Origin of the sequence: Longimicrobium sp. (assembly GCF_048594345.1) — a bacterium.
Classification (GTDB): domain Bacteria; phylum Gemmatimonadota; class Gemmatimonadetes; order Longimicrobiales; family Longimicrobiaceae; genus Longimicrobium.
The window spans coordinates 1-22,032 of the sequence record NZ_JBMDXM010000130.1; the positions used below are offsets into that span (position 1 = coordinate 1).

General features: G+C 68.2%; 20 protein-coding genes, 2 tRNA genes and 1 rRNA gene. 12 read left to right on the plus strand and 11 right to left on the minus strand.

Going from position 1 to position 22,032, the window contains the following annotated elements; genetic code table 11:
* A 16S ribosomal RNA gene (locus ACOJUJ_RS14525) occupies window positions 1-422 on the minus strand; the annotation flags it as partial.
* Between the two features lie 353 nt (window positions 423-775).
* Entirely contained in the window at window positions 776-1,018 is a 243-nt protein-coding gene (locus ACOJUJ_RS14530; RefSeq protein WP_420127614.1) for a hypothetical protein, read from the minus strand.
* 675 nt (window positions 1,019-1,693) lie between these two features.
* Between ACOJUJ_RS14530 and dnaJ the strand changes: the two genes are divergently transcribed.
* Together dnaJ and ACOJUJ_RS14540 are read left to right on the plus strand one after the other, a co-directional pair.
* Window positions 1,694-2,848, plus strand: a complete 1,155-nt coding sequence (gene dnaJ, locus ACOJUJ_RS14535; protein WP_420127615.1) for a molecular chaperone DnaJ — start codon at window positions 1,694-1,696, stop codon at window positions 2,846-2,848.
* Complete coding sequence (locus ACOJUJ_RS14540) at window positions 2,845-3,726, plus strand: 50S ribosomal protein L11 methyltransferase (protein ID WP_420127616.1); 882 nt, start codon at window positions 2,845-2,847, stop codon at window positions 3,724-3,726. Before dnaJ ends, ACOJUJ_RS14540 begins: the two co-directional genes overlap by 4 nt.
* Window positions 3,727-3,934: 208 nt before the next feature.
* Here ACOJUJ_RS14540 and ACOJUJ_RS14545 read toward each other — a convergent pair whose 3' ends face one another.
* Window positions 3,935-5,662: a caspase family protein gene (locus ACOJUJ_RS14545; RefSeq protein WP_420127617.1), complete on the minus strand. Its 1,728-nt coding sequence runs from the start codon at window positions 5,660-5,662 to the stop codon at window positions 3,935-3,937.
* A gap of 320 nt (window positions 5,663-5,982) precedes the next feature.
* Between ACOJUJ_RS14545 and ACOJUJ_RS14550 the strand changes: the two genes are divergently transcribed.
* Together ACOJUJ_RS14550 and ACOJUJ_RS14555 are read left to right on the plus strand one after the other, a co-directional pair.
* A complete protein-coding gene (locus ACOJUJ_RS14550; protein ID WP_420127618.1) occupies window positions 5,983-6,333 on the plus strand; it encodes a histidine triad nucleotide-binding protein in 351 nt (116 codons plus the stop codon).
* Window positions 6,334-6,347: 14 nt separating this feature from the next.
* Window positions 6,348-6,854: a DinB family protein gene (locus ACOJUJ_RS14555; RefSeq protein ID WP_420127619.1), complete on the plus strand. Its 507-nt coding sequence runs from the start codon at window positions 6,348-6,350 to the stop codon at window positions 6,852-6,854.
* Window positions 6,855-6,920: 66 nt separating this feature from the next.
* Here the strand turns inward: ACOJUJ_RS14555 and ACOJUJ_RS14560 are convergent, their stop codons facing one another.
* The 5 genes from ACOJUJ_RS14560 to ACOJUJ_RS14580 form a co-directional block, all read right to left on the minus strand.
* Window positions 6,921-7,145, minus strand: a complete 225-nt coding sequence (locus ACOJUJ_RS14560; RefSeq protein WP_420127620.1) for a hypothetical protein — start codon at window positions 7,143-7,145, stop codon at window positions 6,921-6,923.
* Window positions 7,142-7,543 carry a hypothetical protein gene (locus ACOJUJ_RS14565; RefSeq protein WP_420127621.1) on the minus strand — a complete coding sequence of 134 codons (402 nt, stop codon included), beginning with the start codon at window positions 7,541-7,543 and terminating at the stop codon, window positions 7,142-7,144. Before ACOJUJ_RS14565 ends, ACOJUJ_RS14560 begins: the two co-directional genes overlap by 4 nt.
* A 308-nt stretch (window positions 7,544-7,851) precedes the next feature.
* Window positions 7,852-10,074 carry an aconitase family protein gene (locus ACOJUJ_RS14570; RefSeq protein WP_420127622.1) on the minus strand — a complete coding sequence of 741 codons (2,223 nt, stop codon included), beginning with the start codon at window positions 10,072-10,074 and terminating at the stop codon, window positions 7,852-7,854.
* A 235-nt stretch (window positions 10,075-10,309) separates the two neighbouring features.
* A complete protein-coding gene (locus ACOJUJ_RS14575; RefSeq protein ID WP_420127623.1) occupies window positions 10,310-10,657 on the minus strand; it encodes a hypothetical protein in 348 nt (115 codons plus the stop codon).
* Between the two features lie 355 nt (window positions 10,658-11,012).
* A complete protein-coding gene (locus ACOJUJ_RS14580; protein ID WP_420127624.1) occupies window positions 11,013-11,243 on the minus strand; it encodes a hypothetical protein in 231 nt (76 codons plus the stop codon).
* A gap of 319 nt (window positions 11,244-11,562) precedes the next feature.
* On the opposite strand from ACOJUJ_RS14580, the gene ACOJUJ_RS14585 reads away from it, so the two are divergent.
* Together ACOJUJ_RS14585 and ACOJUJ_RS14590 are read left to right on the plus strand one after the other, a co-directional pair.
* Entirely contained in the window at window positions 11,563-11,958 is a 396-nt protein-coding gene (locus ACOJUJ_RS14585) for a hypothetical protein (RefSeq protein WP_420127625.1), read from the plus strand.
* Between the two features lie 241 nt (window positions 11,959-12,199).
* On the plus strand, window positions 12,200-12,595 hold the full coding sequence (locus ACOJUJ_RS14590; protein WP_420127626.1) for a hypothetical protein: 396 nt from the start codon (window positions 12,200-12,202) through the stop codon (window positions 12,593-12,595).
* 69 nt (window positions 12,596-12,664) lie between these two features.
* Here the strand turns inward: ACOJUJ_RS14590 and ACOJUJ_RS14595 are convergent, their stop codons facing one another.
* Entirely contained in the window at window positions 12,665-12,901 is a 237-nt protein-coding gene (locus ACOJUJ_RS14595; protein ID WP_420127627.1) for a hypothetical protein, read from the minus strand.
* 151 nt (window positions 12,902-13,052) lie between these two features.
* Between ACOJUJ_RS14595 and ACOJUJ_RS14600 the strand changes: the two genes are divergently transcribed.
* The 6 genes from ACOJUJ_RS14600 to ACOJUJ_RS14625 all read left to right on the plus strand — a co-directional run bounded on the left by ACOJUJ_RS14600 (window position 13,053) and on the right by ACOJUJ_RS14625 (window position 19,604).
* Window positions 13,053-13,125, plus strand: a tRNA-Ala gene (locus tag ACOJUJ_RS14600).
* A 50-nt stretch (window positions 13,126-13,175) separates the two neighbouring features.
* Window positions 13,176-13,245, plus strand: a tRNA-Cys gene (locus ACOJUJ_RS14605).
* Between the two features lie 145 nt (window positions 13,246-13,390).
* Window positions 13,391-14,173, plus strand: coding sequence for an AAC(3)-IV family aminoglycoside N-acetyltransferase (gene aac(3)-IV / locus ACOJUJ_RS14610; protein ID WP_420127628.1), 783 nt, complete (start codon window positions 13,391-13,393; stop codon window positions 14,171-14,173).
* Window positions 14,174-14,885: 712 nt separating this feature from the next.
* Window positions 14,886-16,307, plus strand: a complete 1,422-nt coding sequence (locus ACOJUJ_RS14615; RefSeq protein WP_420127629.1) for an L-cystine transporter — start codon at window positions 14,886-14,888, stop codon at window positions 16,305-16,307.
* 428 nt (window positions 16,308-16,735) lie between these two features.
* Entirely contained in the window at window positions 16,736-18,406 is a 1,671-nt protein-coding gene (locus ACOJUJ_RS14620; RefSeq protein ID WP_420127630.1) for a flavin monoamine oxidase family protein, read from the plus strand.
* Between the two features lie 331 nt (window positions 18,407-18,737).
* Window positions 18,738-19,604 carry an Ig-like domain-containing protein gene (locus ACOJUJ_RS14625; RefSeq protein ID WP_420127631.1) on the plus strand — a complete coding sequence of 289 codons (867 nt, stop codon included), beginning with the start codon at window positions 18,738-18,740 and terminating at the stop codon, window positions 19,602-19,604.
* A 435-nt stretch (window positions 19,605-20,039) separates the two neighbouring features.
* Here ACOJUJ_RS14625 and ACOJUJ_RS14630 read toward each other — a convergent pair whose 3' ends face one another.
* Both ACOJUJ_RS14630 and ACOJUJ_RS14635 read right to left on the minus strand, forming a co-directional pair.
* Entirely contained in the window at window positions 20,040-20,447 is a 408-nt protein-coding gene (locus tag ACOJUJ_RS14630; protein WP_420127632.1) for a hypothetical protein, read from the minus strand.
* 22 nt (window positions 20,448-20,469) lie between these two features.
* Window positions 20,470-21,816: a radical SAM protein gene (locus ACOJUJ_RS14635; protein ID WP_420127633.1), complete on the minus strand. Its 1,347-nt coding sequence runs from the start codon at window positions 21,814-21,816 to the stop codon at window positions 20,470-20,472.
* Window positions 21,817-22,032: the final 216 nt, after the last annotated feature.

Sequence of the window (22,032 nt, forward strand, 5' to 3'; positions counted from 1 at the left end):
AAGCTTCCTCCCCCACGCGGCGTCGCTGCGTCAGGCTTTCGCCCATTGCGCAAGATTCCCCACTGCTGCCTCCCGTAGGAGTCTGGGCCGTATCTCAGTCCCAATGTGGCCGATCATCCTCTCAGATCGGCTACGCGTCGTAGGCTTGGTAGGCCGTTACCCCACCAACTACCTGATACGCCGCGAGCCCCTCTGCCGGCAGTGCCTTGCAGCACCTTTCCTCAATCCCCCAATCGAAGGAAAGAGCGAATGCGGTATTAGCCCGGGTTTCCCCGGGTTATCCCCCACCGGCAGGCAGGTTGCTCACGTGTTACGCACCCGTTCGCCACTGAGCTGTCCCCGAAGAGACAACTCCGTACGACTTGCATGTGTTAAGCGCGCCGCCAGCGTTCGTCCTGAGCCAGGATCAAACTCTCCATGAGTTCAAACAGCTCTTGTTGGATCGAACGTGTTCCGTTCGTCCGGAAATTTGCCTTTGTATCCTCCTGGCACCCGGCACTCCCCGAGAGAGCGCCTGCGCCGGCACGAGGGAAGGTATACCCTCGTGCGAGGCCCACACAGACATCTTCCAACACCCTGATTGTCAATCAAAACCGTTCGAGCCGTAGCTCGCGGCAAGGCACGAAGTATAAACCACTCCACACCCTGCGTCAACCCCCCGTCCGCACATTCGTTTGCACGCGGCGGGGCGGGCCCGGATTTTCCAAAAAGCGGCGGCCGCCGGGGCGGTTTCCGGCGGCCGTGCGGTGCGGGCCCGGCGTGCTACACCGCGGCGTCAGACTTCTTCTTCGTCCTCGGCCCAGTCGTCGTCATCGCCGTCCCAGTCATCATCGTCGTCCTCGTCCCACTCGTCGTCGTCCCAATCGTCCTCGTCCTCGAGGTCCTCGTCCTCACCCCAGTCGTCTCCCTCGTCGTCGCTCCAGTCGGCTTCTTCGGTGCCTTCCTCTCCGAAGCGGGCAACGATCTCTTCCAGGTCGAGCTCCTCACCGACCGCCGGGTGAGCCATCACGTTGGGCATTCCGAAGTCTCCTTGGTAGACGCGATACTGCTGGGGGCCCACTGGCGGCCGTCACACGGGATGCCGGCCACAATCCTCATTCGGCCCGAAAGTAAGTCGGGTCCCGGTGATGTCAAGGCCTTTTTTTCGCTGCCCGGCACGCCGTTCGGCGTGAGGATACGGCGCCGCGGCGCGAAAACCGGTCCGGAACACCTGGTTACGCCGCCTTCCCGGTTCCGCGGCCGGGATGCGCCCCATGGCTCGGGATACGCGCCCCGCGTGGGAACGTTGCATCCGTCCGCGGCCAGGCGGGAGCGTATCTGCATGGATGCTCGAGAGCGCCGCAGGGTTGGCTAGCGGCCGGAAATCGGGCGGCGGAGTGCGCCCAACGGTGCCCCTCCCCCGGCCCCTCCCCGTTCGTTCCTCGCGGAGAGGGGAGAAAAGCGCCGAAGGCGCTTTGCGTGAGGGATGCGCGCCCGCAGGGCCGAGACACCGGCGCGCGTGCACCAGCGTGTAGGAAACGCGTCGAGGCCAGTGAGCGCCGGGGGCTCGGCGCCGTTGGCAACAGTTGTATCGTTGACTACGGCGCGCGCAGCTCGACCCGGAGCGCAGCGGAGGGGCACGCCCAAACCCGCAGTTGCCGTTCAGGAAGCCGTTGAGACAGAAGAAGATCGTACACATGCGGAAAGCGCCATGATGAGCACCGTGCGAGACTACTACGAAGTCCTCGGGGTCGAGAAGGCCGCCGACGGCGAAACCATAAAGAAGGCGTACCGCAAGCTTGCCCTGCAGTACCATCCCGACCGCAACAGCGGGGACAAGGATGCGGAGGACAAGTTCAAGGAGGCCACCGAGGCGTACGAGATCCTGCGCGACGCGGACAAGCGCGCGGCGTACGACCGCTACGGCCACGCCGGCGTAAAGCGCGGCGGGGCAGGCGCGGGAGGGGGCGGTGGCTTTGGCGGCTTCGGGTTCGAGGACGCGCTGAACATCTTCATGCGCGACTTTGGCTTCGGGGGCTTTGACGGGGGGCGCGGCGGCCGCGGCGGGGTGCAAAAGGGGAAGGATCTGCAGATCCGCGTGCCCATCACGCTGCAGGAGGTGGCGGAGGGAGTTCGCAAGCGGGTACTGATCCGCGCGCTGGACCCCTGCGGCACCTGCAAGGGCACGGGAAGCCCCGACGAAGGCGGCTCCACCACCTGCAACACCTGCCAGGGCGCGGGGCAGGTGCGCACGGTGCAGCGCAGCGTGTTTGGCCAGTTCGTCAGCGCGTCGGTGTGCCCCACCTGCCGCGGCGAAGGCAAGATCATCAAGAACCCGTGCAAGACGTGCAACGGCGACGGGCGCCAGCGCGGCGAGCACACGCTGGACGTGGACATCCCCGCCGGCGTGAGCAGCGACAACTATCTGACCATGCGCGGCGTGGGCAACGCGGGCCCGCGCGGCGGCCCCCGCGGCGACGTGATCGTGGTGATCGAGGTGGAGGAGGACGCGCGCTTTGTCCGCGAGGGGAGCGACCTGATCTACGACCTTCCCGTTTCCTTTAGCCACGCGGCGCTGGGGCGCGAGGTGGAGGTGCCGACGGTGTACGGCGAGGAGAAGGTGCGCATTCCCTCCGGCGTGCAGAGCGGCGAAACGTTCACGCTGCGCGGCAAGGGGCTGCCGCACCTGGGCGGCGGTGGGCGCGGCGACCAGCTGGTGCGGGTGCACGTGTGGACGCCCACGGAGCTTTCGCCGGAGCAGGAAGCGCTCTTCCAGCAGCTGGCGGAGCTGGAAGACCCCGTTCCGCAGGCGGGAACGCGGCGCGGCAAGGGCTTCTGGAGCCGCGTGCGCGACGCGTTCGCCGCGTGAGCGCGCAACCGGAGCGCTGGATGGTGCTCACCATCCGGATGGCGGACCCGGAGCTGCTTCCGCTGGCGGCAGAGGTCCTTGTGGGGCGGGGAAGCTGGGCGGTGGAGGAGGCCGACGGCGGCGTGGTGACCTACGTTCCCGAGCCGCGCGACCCCGATGCGTACGTGGCGGAGCTGCGCGAGGCCCTGGAGGAGGAGCTTCCGTCGTCGGCGACGCCGGAGATTTCGTGGCGCTGGCAGGCCAACGAGGACTGGGCGGCCAAGTGGCGCGAGGGGCTGGCGCCGCGCCAGGTGACGGAGCGCATCGTCGTAAAGCCCACATGGACGGAGTGGGAGGCGCGGCCCGGTCAGGTGGTGGTCGACATCGACCCGCAGATGGCGTTCGGCACGGGGGAGCATGCGACGACGCGCGGCTGCCTGCGGCTGCTGGACGACGCGCTGCGCCCCGGCGACCGCGTGCTGGACGTGGGGAGCGGCAGCGCGATCCTGGCCATCACCGCGGCCATGCTGGGCGCGGCGGAGGCGATCGCGGTGGAGTACGATCCCGACGCCAACCTGAACGCGCGCGAGAACCTGGAGCGCAACGGGGTGGAGGACCGCGTCCGCATCATCGAGGCGATGGCGGACCCGGCGCTGCTGGAGGAGCTGGGCCGCTTCGACGTGCTGCTGGCCAACATCCTGAGCGGCATCATCCGCCCGCTCCTTCCCTCGTTTCGCGCGTCGCTGGGCGGCTCTCCGCGGGGGCGGCTGATCGTCAGCGGCATCCTGCGCACCGAGGCGCCCGCGGTGATGCACGACGCGGAGGCGGCGGGCTTCCACATCGTCCGCATCGACGAGGAAGAGGAGTGGTGGAGCGCGCTGCTCTCTCCCGTCGGGTGAGGAAGCGCGGCTACAGATTCCGAAAAGATGTTGGGGTACAGTCAGAGGAATAGATAAAAGCCAGAGATACAGAGGATACCGACCCCACTCTATCTCTGGTCGTTTCTCTGTCCCTCTGTACCCTTGCTGTTTTCTATGGGAGTGATCGAAAGCGGCCCCGGCGTGACGTACGCCGGGGCCGTTTTTCATCTACCAGTTCCGATTCGCGTCAGGGACGGGGACGCGGGCGGATGGTGCCGCCGCCGCTGTTGGGGCGGGCCGGCTGGCTGGGCTCGTTGCGCGGACGCGGGCGGATCACGCCGCCGCCCTCGCTGGGACGCGGCTGGGGCGCCGGGCCGCTGGCCGTGCCCACCGCCAGCGTATACGCGCCGGTCTGGCCCTTGAGGAACGAGTTCGCGCGGATCTGGTACGTGCCCGCCTGCGGCAGCGTGACGTCCAGCACCGAGTTGGTGCCGTCGCCGTCGTCGTTGTTGGCCACTTCACGGTAGCGGCCGTCCACCACCTGGCCAATGGACAGGTAGGTGTCGAACGCGCCGGACGTCATGGAGATGCGCACGCGCTCGCCCGCGCGGCCCTGGTAGCTGTAGGTGTCATAGAACGAGCTGTCCGGCAGCATGGGGTCCGTGCGGGCGAGCGTGCCGGCGCGGTTCTGCCCCAGGGCAATGCGCTCGCTGCCGCCCGCCGCCTCCAGCGCGATGGTGTAGCTGCCCGCCATTCCCTCGCGCAGCGCATTGGCCAGGATGAACAGCGGACCGTCGCGGTCGACGGTGAACTCGGCGCGCGAGTTGGTGCCGCCGCCGCTGTCGTCATCGCGCACCACCAGCTCCACTTCGTCGCCGTTCATGCGCGCGACGGTCAGAAAGGCGTCGAACGCGCCCGAGGTCATGGTGAGGCGAAGGCGCTCGCCGGCGCGCGCCTCGTAGGTGTAGATGTCGAACAGCGACCCGTCGTCCATCACGTTGTCGCCCTGCTGCAGCTGGCCGGTGCGGCGCTGCCCGGCGGCGAGCGCCACCGCGTCGCTGCGCGCGCCGGCGGCGGCCTGCGGGCGGGCGTTGGTGCTGGAGGTGGTGGGGGTGGCCGCGGCCGTCTGCACGGTGCCCGGCGCGCCGTTGTTGCCGGCGAAGTAGAAGTCGCCCATGATGGACGACGATTCCCACGGCACCTGGTCGCCGTTGCTGGCCGCGGTCACGGCGATGCGCACCTGCTTGTGCATCTGCTCGATAGGCAGCCCGGGCGTGTTGATGAAGCGCAGCAGCTGCTGGGTGTACAGCCCGTTGCCGGCGGCGGCGGTGCCGTCGCTGGCCACGTCGCCCGGGGCGGTGGCGTAGGCGATGAAGGTGCCCGCGGGGGCGTTCATCATGGCCAGGCCGTTGCTGGACGAGCGGAAGCTGCGCGCGAACGGGTTGTTACGGCACGCGTCCAGGAACACGATGTTCACGCGGCTGCGGGCGGCCTCCATCTGCGCCATCACCAGGCCCACGTTCACCGTGCCGTACTCCACCTCTTCCTCGTTGGAGATGGCGGCGTCGACGGGGACCACGTAGTTCTCGCCCTTTACCTGGATGCCGTGGCCCGAATAGTAGTAGAGCGCCACGGTGTTCTGGTCCAGCCGCCGGCCGAACTCGCGGATGTCCTGCGCCATCTCGCGCTGGCTGCGGTTCTCCGTAAGCATGACGTCGAAGCCCACGCGGCGAAGCGACTCGGCCACGGAGCGGGCGTCGTTCACCGGGTTGCGCAGCACGCCGGCGTTCTCGTACTGCCCGTTGCCCACCACCAGCGCCACGCGGCGCTCGGTCTGGGCCAGCAGGGCGGCCGGGGCTGCGGTGGAAAGCAGGACGGCGAACAGGGCCGCCTGCCGCCAAAGGGTGCGGCTGGTGCGGTTCATGGGGAGCAGTGCGGGATCCAGGTGAACGAAGGCGGGGACCGCGAGTGCCATCAGAGAGCGCGCCGGGAACAGGCGCAGGGGAAATATGGGCACTCGGGAACCCTGGATCAAGGGAAAACTGCGCCTGCATCTGGAATCAGGCGAGGAGCCCGGCGATGCCGCCGCCGTGCCCGCGCCTCGTCCGGACCCCACCCTCCGGTCCGAACGGGCGCATGGTACCATCCGCGATCTGTCGCGGTTCCATGTAGCAGGAACGTGCATGCCTGACGGTGGTTCCGGTCGCGGTCCGCAGACGGTGCGCGGCGGAGAGCACGGGCGTAGATTGGCGCCCCGGGCAGCGTATCCATCCACCGATCATCCCCCGCATCGCCATGGCAGAGAAGACGATTTTCACGCGGATCATCGACGGCGAGATTCCCGGCAACTTCGTGTACCAGGACGAGCACTGCGTGGCCATCCGCGACATCAACCCCGCGGCGCCCGTGCACGTGCTGGTGATCCCCCGCAAGCCCATCCCCTCCATCGCCGACCTGGCGCCCGAGGACCACGCCGTTGCCGGCCACCTGCTGATGGTGGTGAAGAAGGTCGCCGAGCAGGAGGGCGTCGCGAAGAGCGGCTACCGCGTGGTGATCAACGCGGGCGACCAGGGCGGGCAGACGGTGCCGCACCTGCACATCCACATCCTGGGCGGCAAGCAGCTGTACGGGCACGGCACCGCCTGACGCGGGAGGGCACGATGGAACCCGTTGCCGCCGCGGCCGTGGTGGCCGAGCGAGACCGGCTGCTGGACGAGCTGCACCGCGCCTGGGACGGCGATCCCTGGCACGGCGACCCGGTGCGGCGCGTGCTGGAGGGGATCACGGCGGACCAGGCCGCCGCGCGCCCGCTGCCGCACGCGCACGGCGTCTGGGAGCTGGTGCTGCACATGACCGCGTGGACGCGCGAGGTCACCCGCCGCCTGCGCGACCGCGTGGCGCGCGAGCCGGGGGACGGCGACTGGCCCGCACCCGGCACCGGCGAGGGCGAGTGGAACGCCGCGCTGGACGGACTCGCCCGCGCCCACGCGGAGTTGCTCGCAGCCGTGGCCGCGTTTCCGCCGGCGGAGCTGGACCACGTGGTGGGCGACGAGCGCGACCGCCCGCTGGGCGCCGGCGTGTCCTATGCGGTGATGCTGCACGGCATCGCGCAGCACCACGCCTACCACGCCGGCCAAATCGCGCTGCTCAGAAAGAGCTTCGGCTGATCCACACAGATGAAAGACGAACGCGGGCCGCCGGAGCGCACCCGGCGGCCTCTCGCTTGGTACTGTTCAAGACGGCTGCGTCAGGAGCCGATCCACCACCCGCTTCAACTCGTCGACGCCGCGGTCCGAGTGGGTGACGGTGCGTGCTCGCGCGCCGGTGGAATCTTCAATCGTAATGGTGATCGTCCGGTCCTTTGGTGGTTGGGCGGAGCGCCCATTCAGCACAAGCCCAAGAACGGACAGGCTCATCATGAAGATGCTCGCGATGACGGCGGGTGTTTCGAAGCTCATCTTGCCTCCTGGTTGGCGTAGAACAGGCAGATTGCGCTCGCCACAAGCATGCCCGTGAAGAGCCAGACGGATGCCGCCAGGATTGCCTGGGCATCAGGGGCGGTACGTGATTGTATGGTCGCGAAGTAGAACGAGCATACCAGGATGCCGACCCGTGACGTACCGGCCGCGAGCAGCTTTCCGATTGCGTTGTCGCGGCCGCCAGGAAGCAGTTCGCCAAGCGCCGCCGCTCCCAGCGTGGTCGAGATAAGCAGCAGCTCACCACGGCCAAGCAGCATCTCCAGGTGCACCTGCCGCCGATCCAGCCGCAGGCCGAAGTACGTCATGGCGAGCGGCACCAGCGATACCAGCACGCTGAACATGAGCCAGCGCACGAGCTTCTCCGCGCGTGAAGTCATGCGGGCACCTCCCTGCACAACTCGACGGCTTGGCGTACCCGCTCCACCAGTTCATCCAGAGTTCGGGCCTGTGTGTGGCGCCCACGTAGCACAGGCACCGATCCGACGAGCCATCCGATAACGTCGCATACGCGCTTCATCACCCCTCCGTCCTGTATCGACCGTCGAGATTGTCCTTCCGCCATTAAGTAAAAGCAAACGAAGTACGCGCGTCAAGCCGCTGTCGGAAGCCGCCACAGGCGCGCAAAAGGGGGCGCCGCGGAAGGCAGCCGCGGCGCCCCGATCCGTCATGGACTCGACCTGTTGCGTCAGACGCCGACGGGCTCGCCCTGCGGCTCCCAGGCGACGATGCGGCCTTCCATCGCGCTGGCGGCCACGGTGTAGGGACTGGCCAGGTACAGCTGCCCGGGGCCGGAGCGCCCGGGGAAGTTGCGGTTGATGGCGCTGATCGTCACGTCCGTGGGCTTCCGCGAGACGCCCGGGCCGGCGTTGATGCAGGCGCCGCAGCTGGGCTCGATGAAGGTGGCGCCCACCTCCTCGAACACCTGGTCGTACCCCTGTTCCTGGCAGTAAGCGTACACCTCCTGCGAGCCGCTCTGGTTGTACAGCTGCACGTGCTCCGGCTTGCGCACGCCGCGGTCGTGGTACTCGCGAAGGACGCGGGCGTACATGTCCATATCTTCCTTCTTTCCCGCCGTGCAGCTGCCCGCGTACGCGATGTCGATGCGCACGTCCTCGCCCAGCTCATCCACGTACAGCCCGTTCCCCGGGTCGCCGGGAAGGGCGATCATAGGCTGCAGCGCCGACGCGTCGATCTCGATGACCTTTACGTAGTCGGCACCCTCGTCGCTGAACAGGCCGTCGATCAGCCGCTCGGCCTCGGCACGCTCCATCCCGCGCTGCTCCACCAGGTACTCCACCGTCTTGGCGTCGGGCGCCACGATCCCCGTGAACGCGCCCACCTCGGCGGCCATGTTGGTCATGGTCGCGCGCTCGTCCACGGACAGCGCCTCCACGGCGGGGCCGGCGTACTCGATGATCTGGCCGATCGCGTGCCCGTCCTTGATGTACGGGTGGCGCAGGATCTCGAGCATGAAATCCTTGGCCGACACGTTCTCCGGCTTCTCCCCGCTCACGATTACCTTGAACGAGCGCGGCACCTCCACGCGCACATCCCTGGTGATCCACGAGTTGAAGATCGCGGTCGTTCCCACGCCGAACGCCACGCACCCCACGGCGCCCGCGTGCGGCGTGTGGCTGTCGCTGCCGATGATGATGTGGCCGGGAAGCGCGTACGCCTCCAGGATCTTGCTGTGGCAGATGGCCTCGGAGCCGTGCTTGCCGTGTCCCAGCTCGCCGTACAGCCGCACGCCTTGCTTTTCGGCGAACTGGCGCTGCTTGACCTCAAGCTGGTTGGCCACGTCCAGCAGGCCGAGCTGAACGCGCTCCGCCGGCATGGCGTCCTTGAGGAACGTCAGGTGATCGCGGAAGAAGAGGATGGAGTCCGGATCGACCACCTTTTCGTCCATCCCCACGTAGTGCTCGAAGAAGATGGCCGACATGGGCGTCACGTACTCGTGCGAAAAGCGGATGTCCGTCTGCACGAAGCCGCTGTCGCCCGGCTGCACCCAGCGCACGCCGACGTCGCCCCTGGAAAGGTCCGTAACCCAGTGCCGCGCGAAGATCTTTTCCGCGATGGTCATGGGGCGGGCGTGCCGGCCGTGGCGGGTGCCGTCGGGCGCGCCTTGCGCGTCGGTGTCGACGTTGCTGGTGGAGGTGGCGACAAACTGGGCCGCCGCGTAGTCCACGCCGGTGTCGGGGCCGGGGCCCGGCTCGTTGCCGGCGCCGCTGCCGCGCAGCGCCGCCACGTCGTCGGCGGCGGGGCTCACGGTGCCGGGCTGGTCGTGGTGGCAGCTGATGGGCGGCGTCTGCACGGTGCCCTGCAGCCGCGCCACGTTGTAGTTGAACAGCCCGCCGTGCTCGATGATGCCGCGGGTGATCTCGTCGGCGCCGTCGGTGAACTCGGTGAGCGGAATGGTGTCACCGCGGCGGATGCGGTCGATGAGCTCGAAGTTGGTAGACGTGAGCACGCCCAGGTTCTGGCAGTTTTCGCGGTAGATGCGCTCGATGTTCTCGGCGATCACCACCTTGATGCCGGCCATCATCTCGGCGTACGGGCTCTGCTCGCGCGAGCTTCCCTTGCCGCGCCGCTTGCCGCTGACCGAGGCCACGAAGCCGCCCTTCTTGACGCTTCCCTGGCGGATGGGAAACTCGTTCCCCGCCTTGAGGCCCAGGTACGGAAACTCGCCCAGCGTTTCGTCGAAGTAGTAGCAGATGTACGCGGGGGTGATCTCGTCGGTGGAGATGTTGTCGCGCAGCATTCCGCGCACCTCGCCGGTGAGCTCGACGTTCTCGCCTTCCAGCTGGCGGCGCACCAGCTCCGGCTCGTCTACCAGGAACAGGATGCGGCCCTGGAGGCGCACTTCGGGGGGCAGCTTTTCGATGGAGCGCGTGAGCAGCGAACGGATCATCGGCACGCAAGGATTCGGGAAGGCCACGGCGGCCTTCGCTGGCTTCGGGTCTCTGGCTTGTGCAGCGGGAAAAATGGCACCCCGGGCGGCTTGCGGCAACCCGCGGCGGCGTGCGGAAAGTGGCGAGAGTGCGAGAGTCGCCGGTGGTACTGGATACCACAAGGAAAAGATCACGCGAACGGGGCCCGCCCCGTGAGGGACGGACCCCGTTCCGTCTGCCGGAAGCGCTACGCCGTCAGCAGATGCCGCAGGTCTCGTTGGGCGACCAGGTGGGGCAGCCGCAGGTGCCCTCGCAGCTGTACGCGCAGGTGTTGACCGGGCACGTGCGCGAGCAGAAGAACGTACACGAGTCGCCGCAGGTGATGCGGCACGTCTCGTCCGTCGGCTCCGGGCAGGTGTGCGTCTCGCAATTGTAGTTCGTCTCGCACTCGAAGCCGTTGGTCTGGCAGTCGCAGATGATCTGCTGGCAAGTGGTCTGGCTCACCTGGGCGCCGCGGACGGTGCCGCGCGAGGCGGCGGCCTCGTCCGTGGTCTCGAACGACTCCACCGCCAGGTCTTCCAGGTGCAGGCTCAGCTTCTTCATGGTATGTCCCTGTGTTTGGGGGGTGAAAGCCCGGTGCGGAACCTCCGACCAGGCAGGTTTTCGATGGGCAGCCCGCCTGCTGCGGCGGGCCGATCTTGCTGGATGGGAAAGACGGGAGAAACGCATGAATGGCGTCCCGTGGGGCTACACTCGCTCCTTCTGGCGGGTTCCATGTGCACACCGCGCACGGGATTGGCGATAAAGTGCCGGTTCGTAGTGTCTGCTACGTGGTAGCCACACGGGGGAAGAGCGGGCATCGCCCGTGAAGAGATCGGCCCCACGCCGCCGTTGTTGCTCGGACGCAGGGAGGCCGGCCCGGATCTCCGGACCGGCCCTCACCGCTTCATGCGCCGGCTCAATAAAGGATGATGCGGCGCTGCTGCTGGACGCCGCACGCGGCGTTGCACGTCTCCCAATCCACGCAGCTGTAGACGCCCGAGCACACGTCGCTGTAGTCCGCGCCGCCGTCGCCGCCGTTGTCATCATCCATGTAGCCGCGTACGGTACAGCGGAGTTTCTTCAGGCTGGTCGTGGTCTGGAAGGACTGCACGTTCAACTCGTCAGGGTTCAGGGCAAGCTTTTTCATGAGAGGTTCTTCAGGTGGGATGTCGATCCGCATCCGGGGCCCGGCGGGTCCGTGCTCCCGGCTGCTGAGTCAACGCACGAGGCACGGCCGATCCTGACAGGTTTTTCGGAATTTTATCATCCGCTCATCCTGCGTTCAGCGGGGCTTCATCTTTCGGTGCCGCGCGCGCGATCGCGCGAACGCCACAGCAGGCAGGCCGCGGTTGGGATGGGAGGGGGGCTTGCGGCGAGGCCGGGGCGGGAGTAAGCTACCCAGTGTACGTTTATCTTTTGCTTACGGATTGTACACCCGCGGGGTACCGGCGGCGGGGCGGAGGCACATGCCTGCGCCTGATCTGCGCGTGCCCCTCGACGCGATCCGGAGGGAGGCCGAGCTGGCCCGCGATGCCACTTCGCTGCGTGCGGTCGCACGTGCGATAGGCATCACCCCGATGGGGCTGAGCGGCTTCCTTGCGAGTGGGTCGAACCCGCAGGCACGTACGGTCCGCAAGCTCAACTCGTGGTATGTACGGCGTATGGCCACGCGGCCGCCGGAAGGCGAGGACGAGGCCCGGGCGGCGCTCACGATTCTCGCCGGGTATTATCCACAAAAGCAGCGGTTCCGCGTCCTGAGCCGGGTTCTCGACTCCATGGAGGCGGAATTCCGCGAGAGCGGCGTGGCTCCGCCTGCCTGGCTGGAAACGCTCCGAGGCGAAATCCGCGGAGACGCCGGGTAGCGCCGGAAGCGGCTGGCCAATCCGACGGACAAGCAGGGCCGGGTCAGCGACGCCGAGACAGTTCGGCGTCGCTGTTTTTCTGCGACTCAGCCGCCCTTTTCCGCACCGTGGCGACGCGCGGCGGCACGGTTCCGGACCAGGCTTGCAGGATTCGCGGCCGGGTGGTAGGCTGTCCAGTGTTGCCAATTCACTTTCTTACGAATCTTACACCGGCGGGTAACGCGGTGCGTAGCGGGGGCTCATGGCCTCCGCTGAGCTGCGCGTGCCCATCGAGGTCATCCGCCATGCCGTCGAACTGGCCGTAGCCAGCACGTCGCTGCGCGTCGTTGCGGACGAGATCGGCATGACGGCCATGACCGTGCGCGCGTTTATCCGCGGCGACGGGCAGCCGCAGCCGCGTACGCAGCGCAAGCTTAACACGTGGTACGCGCGGCACGCGGCCGCCCGGGATTCCGAGGGGATGAACGACGTGCGCTCCGCGCTGATCGTGCTTGCGGGCTTTTTTCCGCAGGCCCGCCAATCCCGGCTGGAGGAACGCGTTCTGGGCGTGATGGAGGAAGAATTTCGCGAGAGCGGGATAAAGCCGCCTCCCTGGCTTGCCCCGCTGCGTGCCGAGGTGGGGCGGACGGACGGGTGATCCGAATGGCGAAAGGCCGGCCCCCGTGCGTGGGGACCGGCCTTTCGCGTGCTCAGCCGTCGCGGCTCGTCAGCACTCCAGGCCCGGCGAGCAGGTGGGGCGGTCGCAGCTGGGGCCCATGCAGCTGCCGTGACAGCTGTCGCCGCAGGTGACGCAGACGGACTGGTAGCACGATGCCCACTCCGTTTCGCATTCCGTGTCGCCGCTTTCGTGCGCCTGCACCGTGCCGTCAGACTGGGTGTGGAGCGGCGCGGGGTGGAACGATTCCACGGTGAGGGCTTCCAGGTCGAGGGCGAGCTTTTTCATGGGTGTGCCTGGGGATCGGGAGAGGAAGGATCCGGATCGGCGGTCGCCGGTCCGGGGACGCGATGATGCACCCCGCGGCCGGGCGGATGGTTCCATCGAGGCGCACGGGGTTGAATCCGGGCCGGTTTTCCGCTACACTACACGTCTGTACGGGGCGTTAGCTCAGCTGGGAGAGCATCCGCTTTGCAAGCGGAAGGTCATCGGTTCGAACCCGATACGCTCCATCCGATGGGACGCACAGACGCGCCGGGACCTCAGGGTCTCGGCGCGTTTTGCGTCCGTAGCTCAGTGGGGAGAGCATCCGCTTGCAAAGCGGAAGGCCATCCATTCGAACTCCGGACGGTCGACCTTGCGAAGACGGGTTGCGATGCGCCCGGAACGGATAGGGTCCGGGCGCGTTTCGTATGCACGGAGAAGGAGCGGGAACCAATTTGCCTTCGTCCGCATTCTCTCGGCTGAACACACGTCTGGATCACCGGGGAGAGGATGATGGACAGGAGCGAGCTGAGCAGGGATGAGTTGGCGGAGCAGCTGCGCGCGCTGGGGGTGCGGGAGGGCGGGGTTCTGCTCGTTCACACCTCGTTCCGCGCCGTTCGCCCGGTGGAGGGCGGACCGCGGGGGCTGATCGAGGCGCTTCGGGCGGCGCTGGGGCCGGAGGGGACGCTGGTGATGCCGTCGTGGACGGGGGATGACGACGAGGTGTTCGATCCGGCGTCGACGGGGGCGTCCGAGGACCTGGGGGTGGTGGCGGACACGTTCTGGCGGATGCCCGGCGTGGCGCGGAGCGATCATCCGTTCGCGTTCGCGGCGGCGGGTCCGCGGGCGGCGGAGATCACCTCCGATCCGCTCCCCCTTCCGCCGCACATCCCCGCAAGCCCCGTCGGCCGGGTGCACGGCCTGGACGGGCAGGTGCTGCTGCTGGGCGTGAACCACGACGCCGACACCACGCTGCACCTGGCGGAACTCCTCGCCGACGTTCCGTATCGCCAGCCCAAGCACATCACGGTGATGCGGGACGGTCGCGAGGTCCGCATCGAGTACGGCGAGAACGACCACTGCGGCGAGCGCTTCAGGCTGGCCGACGGATGGTTGCGGGAGCGCGGGCTGCAGGCCGAGGGGCGCGTTGGACACGGGGAGGCACGGCTGATCCGCGCGCGGGACATCGTCGCCGTCGCGCTGGAGCACTTGGCAGACGATCCGTTCATCTTCCTTCATCCCGAGAACGCGGGGTGCGAGGAGTGCGACGCGGCGCGGGCGGGTGCGATCCGGTGAGGCTTCGAGGAGCCCGCGCGGAAGTCGCCGCCAGTCTGCGGCGCATCACACGTGACGAGCACGCGATGGTAGATTTCTCGGCGGCCAACGTTTGGTGTGAGAGATGCTTGGGTGCGGCGCCTGCTTCAAAACGACACATCGGAGTGGGGGGCGGCGTGTTCTCCACGTAGGCGGCGGTGGAAGACGGCGCCTGCTTCGCAGTGACAGGTCGGGGCGCGGGGTTGACAGACGTTTCCGGTGTGCCTAACCTCCGAGTGCGCCCGGGAGCGGTCCCCAGGGCGAGCACGCGCGATCGGATCAGACGAACATGCACGTCCGCACCTCCACCGCCTGCTGTTGCCGCTGCGCCTCTCCCGCGGGAGAGCCGGGTGGACGCGCGCGCGTGGGTGTGTAACGCGTAGATCGAACGAGAACCGTCGTTCGTCCCATCCGGCCCTCCCCGTTCGGGAGGGCTTTTTTGCGTCCTGATCCCCGAACTTCGCCGACCGAATGATGATCCGTACCGCGCCGCTCGCCACCTGTCCGTGCTGTGGATGCCGCCCGCCTCCGGGAGATGCCGGGGTGTGCGCGCCCACGCGGTGCGCCACCTGACCAGACGAAACGAACCGGCCCCGCGCCGGACTCCTTTCCGAACCGGCCCTCTCCCCGCGAGACGGCCGGTTTCTTTTTGTCCCATACCGACGCGGCGAAGCGCGCCCCGTCCGGAGCGAACATGAGTCTATTCGTGATCCTGAACCTGGGCGTATTTGCCCTTCTCCTGGCCTGGCTGGCGCACCGGCGGCGCGGTGGGGCGCCGCTCTCCAGCACCGTCCTCGTCGGTCTGCTGGCGGGGGTGGTGCTGGGGGCGGCGCTGCAGGCGGCGTACGGGCACGGGCACCCGGCCGTGGCCGCCACCATCGACTGGGTGGGGGTGGTCGGCGGCGGCTACGTGCGGCTGCTGCAGATGATCGTGATGCCGCTGGTGCTGGTCTCCATCCTTTCCGCCGTCACCCGCCTGGACGACGCGCGGGCGCTGGGCCGCATCAGCGCCGGCGTGCTCGGCGTGCTGATGCTGACGACGGCCGTTTCGGCGGCGATCGGCATCGGGGTGGCGCGGCTGTTCCGGCTTTCGGCCGACGGACTGGTGCAGGGCGCGCGCGAGCTGGAGCAGGGCGCCGCCATCCAGGCCAAAGCGGGCGACGCGGCGGGGCTGGACGTGCCGCGGCTGCTCCTCTCCTTCATCCCCACCAACCCCTACGCGGACCTCGCGGGGAGCCGTCCCACGTCCATCATCGGCGTGGTGATCTTCGCGGTGCTGCTGGGGTTTGCGGCACTGGCGCTGCGGCGCGAGAGCCCGGAGACGGGCGCGCGGGTGATCGACGCGATGGACGCGGTGCAAAAGCTGGTGACGCAGCTGGTGCGGATGGTCATCCGCCTTACGCCCTACGGCGTGCTGGCGCTGATGACGAAGGTGGTCGCCACGTCCAATCCGCAGGACATTCTGCGGCTGGGCGGCTTTGTGGCGGCATCGTACGTGGGGCTGGGGCTGATTCTGATGGCGCACGCGGCGCTGCTGGCGCTTACCGGCATCAACCCGGTGCGGCACTTTCGCGAGGTGTGGCCGGTGCTGACTTTCGCCTTTTCGTCCCGTAGCAGCGCGGCGGCCATTCCGCTGAACGTGGAGGCGCAGACCCGCCGGCTGGGCGTGCCGCCGGCCATCGCCAACTTTGCTGCCAGCTTTGGCGCGACCATCGGGCAGAACGGATGCGCCGGGCTGTACCCCGCCATGCTGGCGATGATGATCGCGCCCAGCGTGGGCATCGACCCCACGGCGCCTCAGTTTCTCGCCACGCTGGTGCTGGTGGTGACGCTGGGCTCGTTCGGCATCGCGGGGGTGGGCGGTGGCGCCACGTTCGCGGCGATCGTGGTGCTTTCCGCGCTGGACCTGCCGATCGCGCTGGCCGGGCTGCTGATCTCCATCGAGCCGCTGATCGACATGGGCCGCACGGCGGTAAACGTGAGCGGCGCGATGACGGCGGGCGCGGTCACCAGCCGCGTGCTGGGGCAGACGGAGACGGTGCCGGAGCGCGAGCCGGTGATCGCCACGGCCGTTCCGACGGCGCACACCGGATGGCGAAGGATCGCGGCCAGGTAGGAACAGCGGCACGGGTAGAGGAAACGAGAGGACGCAGGGGATCGATCGGATTCTCTGCGTCTTCTCCGTGTTTTTCGCGCCCTCCGCACGGACGTTGATGCGGCAGGTCGATGGAGGGCGTGTCCGGGACGTGCAGCTCCAGGCGATACGCCCGCCGCGATGCTACGGCAGGGCTTTTCGTGCGGGTGCAACCCGCGTGTCTGAACCCCGCTTCTGCCGATCTCCCCGTCTGGGCGCGGCCGCTCGGGCCAACCGCCTTCATCCTCCGTAACGTCTCGATGCAGGAGAGGCACGGGGTGTAGCACCCCGCACGCGCCGTAATTCCCGAAATTCCAGGCGGGATCACGAAATCTCGAATGGCGCGCCGATTGAGAGGTGCGTCCGCCGAACGCCATCCCGGCCGGCGTTTTCATGCATTTTCCCCCACAATGGAGCGATGGACCATGGCGCACGACGAGACGGGCGTTCCCGACGGCAGGTGGACGCGGCGCAGGTTCCTGGAGGCGATGGCGGCTACCGGCGGCGCGGCGGCGCTGTACCCCACCGGCGAGGCCGTGGCCGACGTACCGCCGCCGGCGGGCGGCGAGGACGACGTGGGGCAGGGGCGCAGCGTGCTGGTGCTGGGCGCCGGTGTGGGCGGAATGGCGACGGCGATCCTGCTGATGCGCCGCGGCTTTAGCGTGACGCTGCTGGAGGCGCAGGCGCGCACCGGCGGGCGCAGCCACACCCTGCGGAACGGGGACCGGGTGATCGAGGTGCGCAACGGCGTGCGCGAGGAGCAGGTGTGCCGCATGGACGAGGGGCTGTACTTCAACGCCGGCCCCGGCCGTATTCCGCAGCATCACACCACCATCATCCGGTGGTGCCGCGAGCTGGGCGTGGAGCTGGAGCCGTACATCATGGAGACCCGTGCCAACCTGTTCCAGACGCCGCGCGCATTTCAGCAGGCGCCCCTGCAGAACCGCCAGGTGGCCAACGACACGCGCGGCTGGCTGGCGGCCATGCTGTACCGCCTTGCGCCGCAGGTTCCCGGGGTAGACGCCGCCGCGCTGCGGGAGCTGCTGCTGACGTTCGGCGCCCTGAACGACAAGGAGCACCTGGGCGAGTACCTGGGTTCCTCACGCTCCGGCTACACGGACCCGCCGGGGGTGGAAAGCCCCGGGACCATTCGCGAGCCTCTGCGGTTGGAGCAACTGCTGCAGTCGCGGTTCTGGGACCACAAGTTCTACCAGCCCGAGGAGTGGGAGTGGCAGCCCACGCTCTTTGAGCCGCGCGGCGGGATGGACATGATCGAGCGCGCCCTGGCCCGGCAGCTGGGCGGCCGCATCCGCCTGAACCGTCAGGTGGTGCGGGTGGAGACGGTGCCCGGCGTCATTCCGCTGGTGCGGGTCACGCACCGCAACGCCGCTACGGGCGACGACCAGCAGCAGATGACCGCCCACTTTTGCGTCAGCACCATTCCGCTTCCCATCCTGGCCCGCACGGCCAACAACTTCAGCGAGGACTTTCGCGAGGCGATTGCCGCGGTGCCGTTCGCGCCCACGTGCAAGGTGGGGTGGCAGGCAGATTCGCGGTTCTGGGAGGAGGACGACCAGATCTACGGCGGCATCAGCTACATCGACCACCCCATCACCCAGATGTGGTACCCGTCGTCGGGCTTCTTTTCGCGCAAGGGCGTGCTGACGGGCGCGTACAACTATGACGCGGACGCGGTGGCGTACGGCCGGATGTCGCCCGCGCAGCGCCTGGAGAACGCCGCCGCGGGCGCCTTGCTGCTGCACCCGCAGTTCGACCGCGACGTTCCGCGTAACCGGGGCATCACCATCGCCTGGCAGAACGTGCCGTTCCAGGAAGGCGGCTGGTCCGACTGGAAGCCCGATCAGGTGGACGAGTACAACCGGCTGCTGTGCCCGGAGGCCAATGTGTTCTGGGTGGCGGGCGACCAGATGTCGTACCTTCCCGGCTGGCAGGAAGGCGCGGCGCTCTCGGCGCGGTACGTCGCGGGGCGCATCGCGGCGCCCGCGCTGCTGGGCACGCAACCGCCCCGCGTGCGCCGGGCACCCAACGCGCGCGCCGTGGTGCAGGGCCATCGGCAGTAGCCGCGCCGCGCGTCCACTGTACATGTACGCCAGAGAGCCCCCGCCGGCACGGTGCCGGCGGGGGTTCTTCGCGAGCAGAACCGACGGCCCCCTCACGATCAGAGGGGAGGGGAAATATCATTTTGTCCCCTGGCGCACGCATTGTTGCCTGTATGATTATCTCGACGAAGAGAGTGCTTGACTCCATCGGGTAAGCGGACAAGATTGTAATTGCGATATATGTCGGATTACGTGCGTAGTGCTGCCACCGGCCAATGTCGCAGTTCTCCTGTTCCGGACTGGCGCCCAGCCGGCCCGGTCCTTCCCTCCGCCCTCTCCCGGAGCCAATCCCATGCGCATCAACCCACGTCCCCTTCCGTTCGCGGGCCTTCTGGTGCTGGGCGCCGCGGTGTTCGCCGCCGCGTGCTCGGACAGCGACCCCCTGCTGCGGGACAAGCAGGCGCCCGCCCTGGCACCCTCCGCCGCCTACCTGCGCTGCGCCGCCGACGTGCGGGCGGGGACGGTCACCTGCCGTGAGGTGTCGCCCGTGGCGAGCGCCGGGGGCGCGTCGGCGGCGCACTACATCTACTTTCAGAGCGCGCCGCACGCCCTGGTGGTGCAGAACGACTACGTGGCCACCAGCACCGACATCTCGTTCGACCTGCGCGTGGTGAACCTGGTTCCGCAGGCCATCGGCACGGACGACGGGGTGACGCTGCACTCGCGCGGCGTGCGGGTGTTCTTCTGGTCCAACCCCGTGGTCACGGACGGCGGCGGAAGCATCTCCATCGCGGAGCCCACGGCGAGCGGCAGCTTTACGGGATCGAATCAGAAGTACCACCAGTGGAACGAGATCATCCAGTCGCAGGACACGTCCGTGGCGGAGAAGCACTACGTGTTCAATATCACGGGGACGGTGAACGCATTCGAGTTCACGCTGGGGATCAGCACCAACATGCAGTGGGCGGCCATCACGTCGGCGTCGGCGGCGACGGCGTCCGTGGCGGTGAGCAGCACGGTGGATCTGGACGCGTGGAGGCTCAACTCGCTGGGCGACACCATGGCGATCTCGTCCATCACCTGGGCCAGCGACAACACCGGCGTGGCGACGGTCAACAGCACCTCCGGCGTGGTCACCGGCGTGAGCGCGGGCACCGCCAACGTCATCGCCAGCCAGTCGGGCTCGCGTTCCGATACCGTGGTGGTCACGGTGAACTAGCCGCCGACGGCTGGATGCTGGATCCGGAAGATACGGGAATGAGCGTCCTGACCCTGATCGGAGAGGCCGTTGCTAAACCCAACGCCTGAACCAGTCATCCTGAGAGAGGCGCCGCGCCGCATCCTGTTTGTACGACGCAGTTTGGCGCCGACCGAAGGATCCTCCCGGCAGCACCGAGGGGCTGGATATCTGCCGACGGGCGTGCCCCATGCTGGCGGAGAGAAGGTCCTTCGGTCGCGCGCAAAGGGTTGTGCAGGGTACGGTTCCGCGCGGCGCTCCCTCAGGATGACTCATCAGGGAGTCTGGCGCTCCCTCAGGAAAGCCAACGGCGTATGGGGAGCGTGATGACTCGCGCCGGTTGACGCGAAGCGGCCCCGCTCTGGAAATGCCGGAGCGGGGCTGCGGTTCGTACGATCCACAGGAAAGCGGCGGGGCTTACGGAGCCGTAGGTTCGGTCGCCGGAAGCCCCGGCCTCGACGAGTGGCGGACCGCCAGCCACACCACAACCATGTAGGCAGCCGCCATCACCATCGACCAGCGAAAGGCGGTGGCGTCCGGAAGGGTGGCGCGCAGCCCCATTGACACGCCGAACACGGCCATCGCGGCCGGGAGCACCCAATCCGCCAGGCGATGCTCCGCGGCGGGAGGACGAAGCCGCGCCAGCGCCACGTATCCCAGGGCAGCGGCCGCCCAGAAGCCGGCCTCCACCCCGTGCTCCACTGCCTCCTCGCGAAACACCGCGCCGTCGAACACGTCCACGAAGAACCAGCCGACCAGCACGGCGATCAGGTACGTGCGCCGCGCCTGCTGAGCGGGCGTCCGCTCGCGAGCTGCCTCCATCATCAGCCCCGTCCCGAAAGCAGGTTCAGCTCGCCGCGCCGGCGGCCATCAGCTCGTCGGCGTTCTGGTCCGTGGGCGCCAGCGTGTCCATGAAGCTGCTGACGGAGAACAGCGCGTTCCCCGCGCCCGGCGGGCCGTACCCCGGAGGCGGCTGCAGGCCGTGCTTCTCCAGCGTCTCGCGGTACACCTCCAGAAGGCGGATGTGGTATTCCAGCGGCGCGCCTTCGGGGTTGTCCTTGCCCAGCGGCGTGGCCGGCTCCGGGCACCAGGTGGTGAACCGCGGCGTCACCCCGCGCGACATGAAGTAGTTCAGCCCCTCGGCCGTGGACGCGATCGCCTCGTTGACCGTGGCGAAGCCGAACGGCTGCGCCATCTCCACGCCCGCCACAAAGTTGGGGATCACGTAGCGCGCCCCGAACACCTCCGCCGCGTCAAAGATGCGCCGGTGCCACTCTTCGCGGCCCACGTAGCGCTCCTTGCCCGGGCAGATGATTTCGAACAGCCGCTTGTCCCACACCTCGTAGTTGGGATGGTAGATCTTGATCCCGTAGTCCTTGAAGCGCTGCACGTCGGCGCGGGGCAGCGCCTGCGCCACCACCTTGCCAATCCACCGCCCCGGAAAGCGCTCCTCGATGGCCTGCGCGTACAGGCCGTAGAAGTCGGCCTCCTCGCGCCCGTCCACCTTGCTGGTCACGCTGCCCCCCGTACGGGTGTAGGCGTGCGACGAGCGGGCCGTATCGAACTGGTCGATGATGGCCAGCGCCTCCAGCACCTCGTCGATGGGCTTGATGCCGGTGTAGGGGCGGCCCGCCTGCTTGTGCTGGCGCCAGTTGTGGTTGATGTCGCAGTACTGGCACTCCTCCTTGGCGCCGAAGTACTGGCACATGCGGAAGACCGTCAGGTAGATGAGGTAGCCCCACTGGATGGTGGGCGCGATCTCCATCACCTGCTTGCCGTTGCTCAGCGGGTGCCGGTAGTACTCGGGCATGGGGGGCAGCCCCACGTCGGCGATCACGCAGCCGTCCATCGACAGCGTCAGGGCACCGTCCACACCGCGTGCCACGCGGTACGGCGAGTCGGGGTTCACGCGGACGGAGACGATGGTGCGGCGCAGGTCGTACGGCCCCCCCGTGAGCGCCACCTCTTCCGGCGGACGGCGCTTCGCGGCGTTCCCCAGCTGCGCCAGCGGCTTCTGGTCAAAGCTGAAGATGAAGTACGACTTGGGCTTGACCTCACCCTCCAGGTTGTCCGTCAGCGCGGAGTCGTCGAACGACATCCCGGTGCGCAGCAGGTCTTCCTTGAAAACGGCTTCGCGGGGGATGTGGGGAAAACGGGCCATGAGGCCCTCGACCAGCGCGGTGCGGTTCTCCATGTATGCTTCAGCGTCCCTGGTGGCGCGCTCAGAGGTGAATGCGGCGCCTGAATTTAGGGGATTTGGACGATGGGGAACAGGGGAGGGGGGAGCGAGCGAGCGGACCGGGGGCGAGGAGTCGAAGTCCGGGCGGGCGGGATCCCGGCGGCCGCACGCGGGAGCGACCGAGGTCGCCGCTGGAAAATCACGAAGTCCGCCTTCGCGACGCCTTCGCGG

What these genes read in the sequence shown, in the direction of transcription:
- ACOJUJ_RS14530 (WP_420127614.1), bottom strand. Translation starts at nt 1,018, where the DNA reads ATGCCCAACGTGATGGCTCACCCGGCGGTCGGTGAGGAGCTCGACCTG.
- dnaJ (WP_420127615.1), top strand. Translation starts at nt 1,694, where the DNA reads ATGAGCACCGTGCGAGACTACTACGAAGTCCTCGGGGTCGAGAAGGCC.
- ACOJUJ_RS14545 (WP_420127617.1), bottom strand. Translation starts at nt 5,662, where the DNA reads ATGGCACTCGCGGTCCCCGCCTTCGTTCACCTGGATCCCGCACTGCTC.
- ACOJUJ_RS14550 (WP_420127618.1), top strand. Translation starts at nt 5,983, where the DNA reads ATGGCAGAGAAGACGATTTTCACGCGGATCATCGACGGCGAGATTCCC.
- ACOJUJ_RS14555 (WP_420127619.1), top strand. Translation starts at nt 6,348, where the DNA reads ATGGAACCCGTTGCCGCCGCGGCCGTGGTGGCCGAGCGAGACCGGCTG.
- ACOJUJ_RS14560 (WP_420127620.1), bottom strand. Translation starts at nt 7,145, where the DNA reads ATGAGCTTCGAAACACCCGCCGTCATCGCGAGCATCTTCATGATGAGC.
- ACOJUJ_RS14565 (WP_420127621.1), bottom strand. Translation starts at nt 7,543, where the DNA reads ATGACTTCACGCGCGGAGAAGCTCGTGCGCTGGCTCATGTTCAGCGTG.
- ACOJUJ_RS14570 (WP_420127622.1), bottom strand. Translation starts at nt 10,074, where the DNA reads ATGATCCGTTCGCTGCTCACGCGCTCCATCGAAAAGCTGCCCCCCGAA.
- ACOJUJ_RS14575 (WP_420127623.1), bottom strand. Translation starts at nt 10,657, where the DNA reads ATGAAGAAGCTGAGCCTGCACCTGGAAGACCTGGCGGTGGAGTCGTTC.
- ACOJUJ_RS14580 (WP_420127624.1), bottom strand. Translation starts at nt 11,243, where the DNA reads ATGAAAAAGCTTGCCCTGAACCCTGACGAGTTGAACGTGCAGTCCTTC.
- ACOJUJ_RS14585 (WP_420127625.1), top strand. Translation starts at nt 11,563, where the DNA reads ATGCCTGCGCCTGATCTGCGCGTGCCCCTCGACGCGATCCGGAGGGAG.
- ACOJUJ_RS14590 (WP_420127626.1), top strand. Translation starts at nt 12,200, where the DNA reads ATGGCCTCCGCTGAGCTGCGCGTGCCCATCGAGGTCATCCGCCATGCC.
- ACOJUJ_RS14595 (WP_420127627.1), bottom strand. Translation starts at nt 12,901, where the DNA reads ATGAAAAAGCTCGCCCTCGACCTGGAAGCCCTCACCGTGGAATCGTTC.
- ACOJUJ_RS14615 (WP_420127629.1), top strand. Translation starts at nt 14,886, where the DNA reads ATGAGTCTATTCGTGATCCTGAACCTGGGCGTATTTGCCCTTCTCCTG.
- ACOJUJ_RS14620 (WP_420127630.1), top strand. Translation starts at nt 16,736, where the DNA reads ATGGAGCGATGGACCATGGCGCACGACGAGACGGGCGTTCCCGACGGC.
- ACOJUJ_RS14625 (WP_420127631.1), top strand. Translation starts at nt 18,738, where the DNA reads ATGCGCATCAACCCACGTCCCCTTCCGTTCGCGGGCCTTCTGGTGCTG.
- ACOJUJ_RS14630 (WP_420127632.1), bottom strand. Translation starts at nt 20,447, where the DNA reads ATGATGGAGGCAGCTCGCGAGCGGACGCCCGCTCAGCAGGCGCGGCGC.
- ACOJUJ_RS14635 (WP_420127633.1), bottom strand. Translation starts at nt 21,816, where the DNA reads ATGGAGAACCGCACCGCGCTGGTCGAGGGCCTCATGGCCCGTTTTCCC.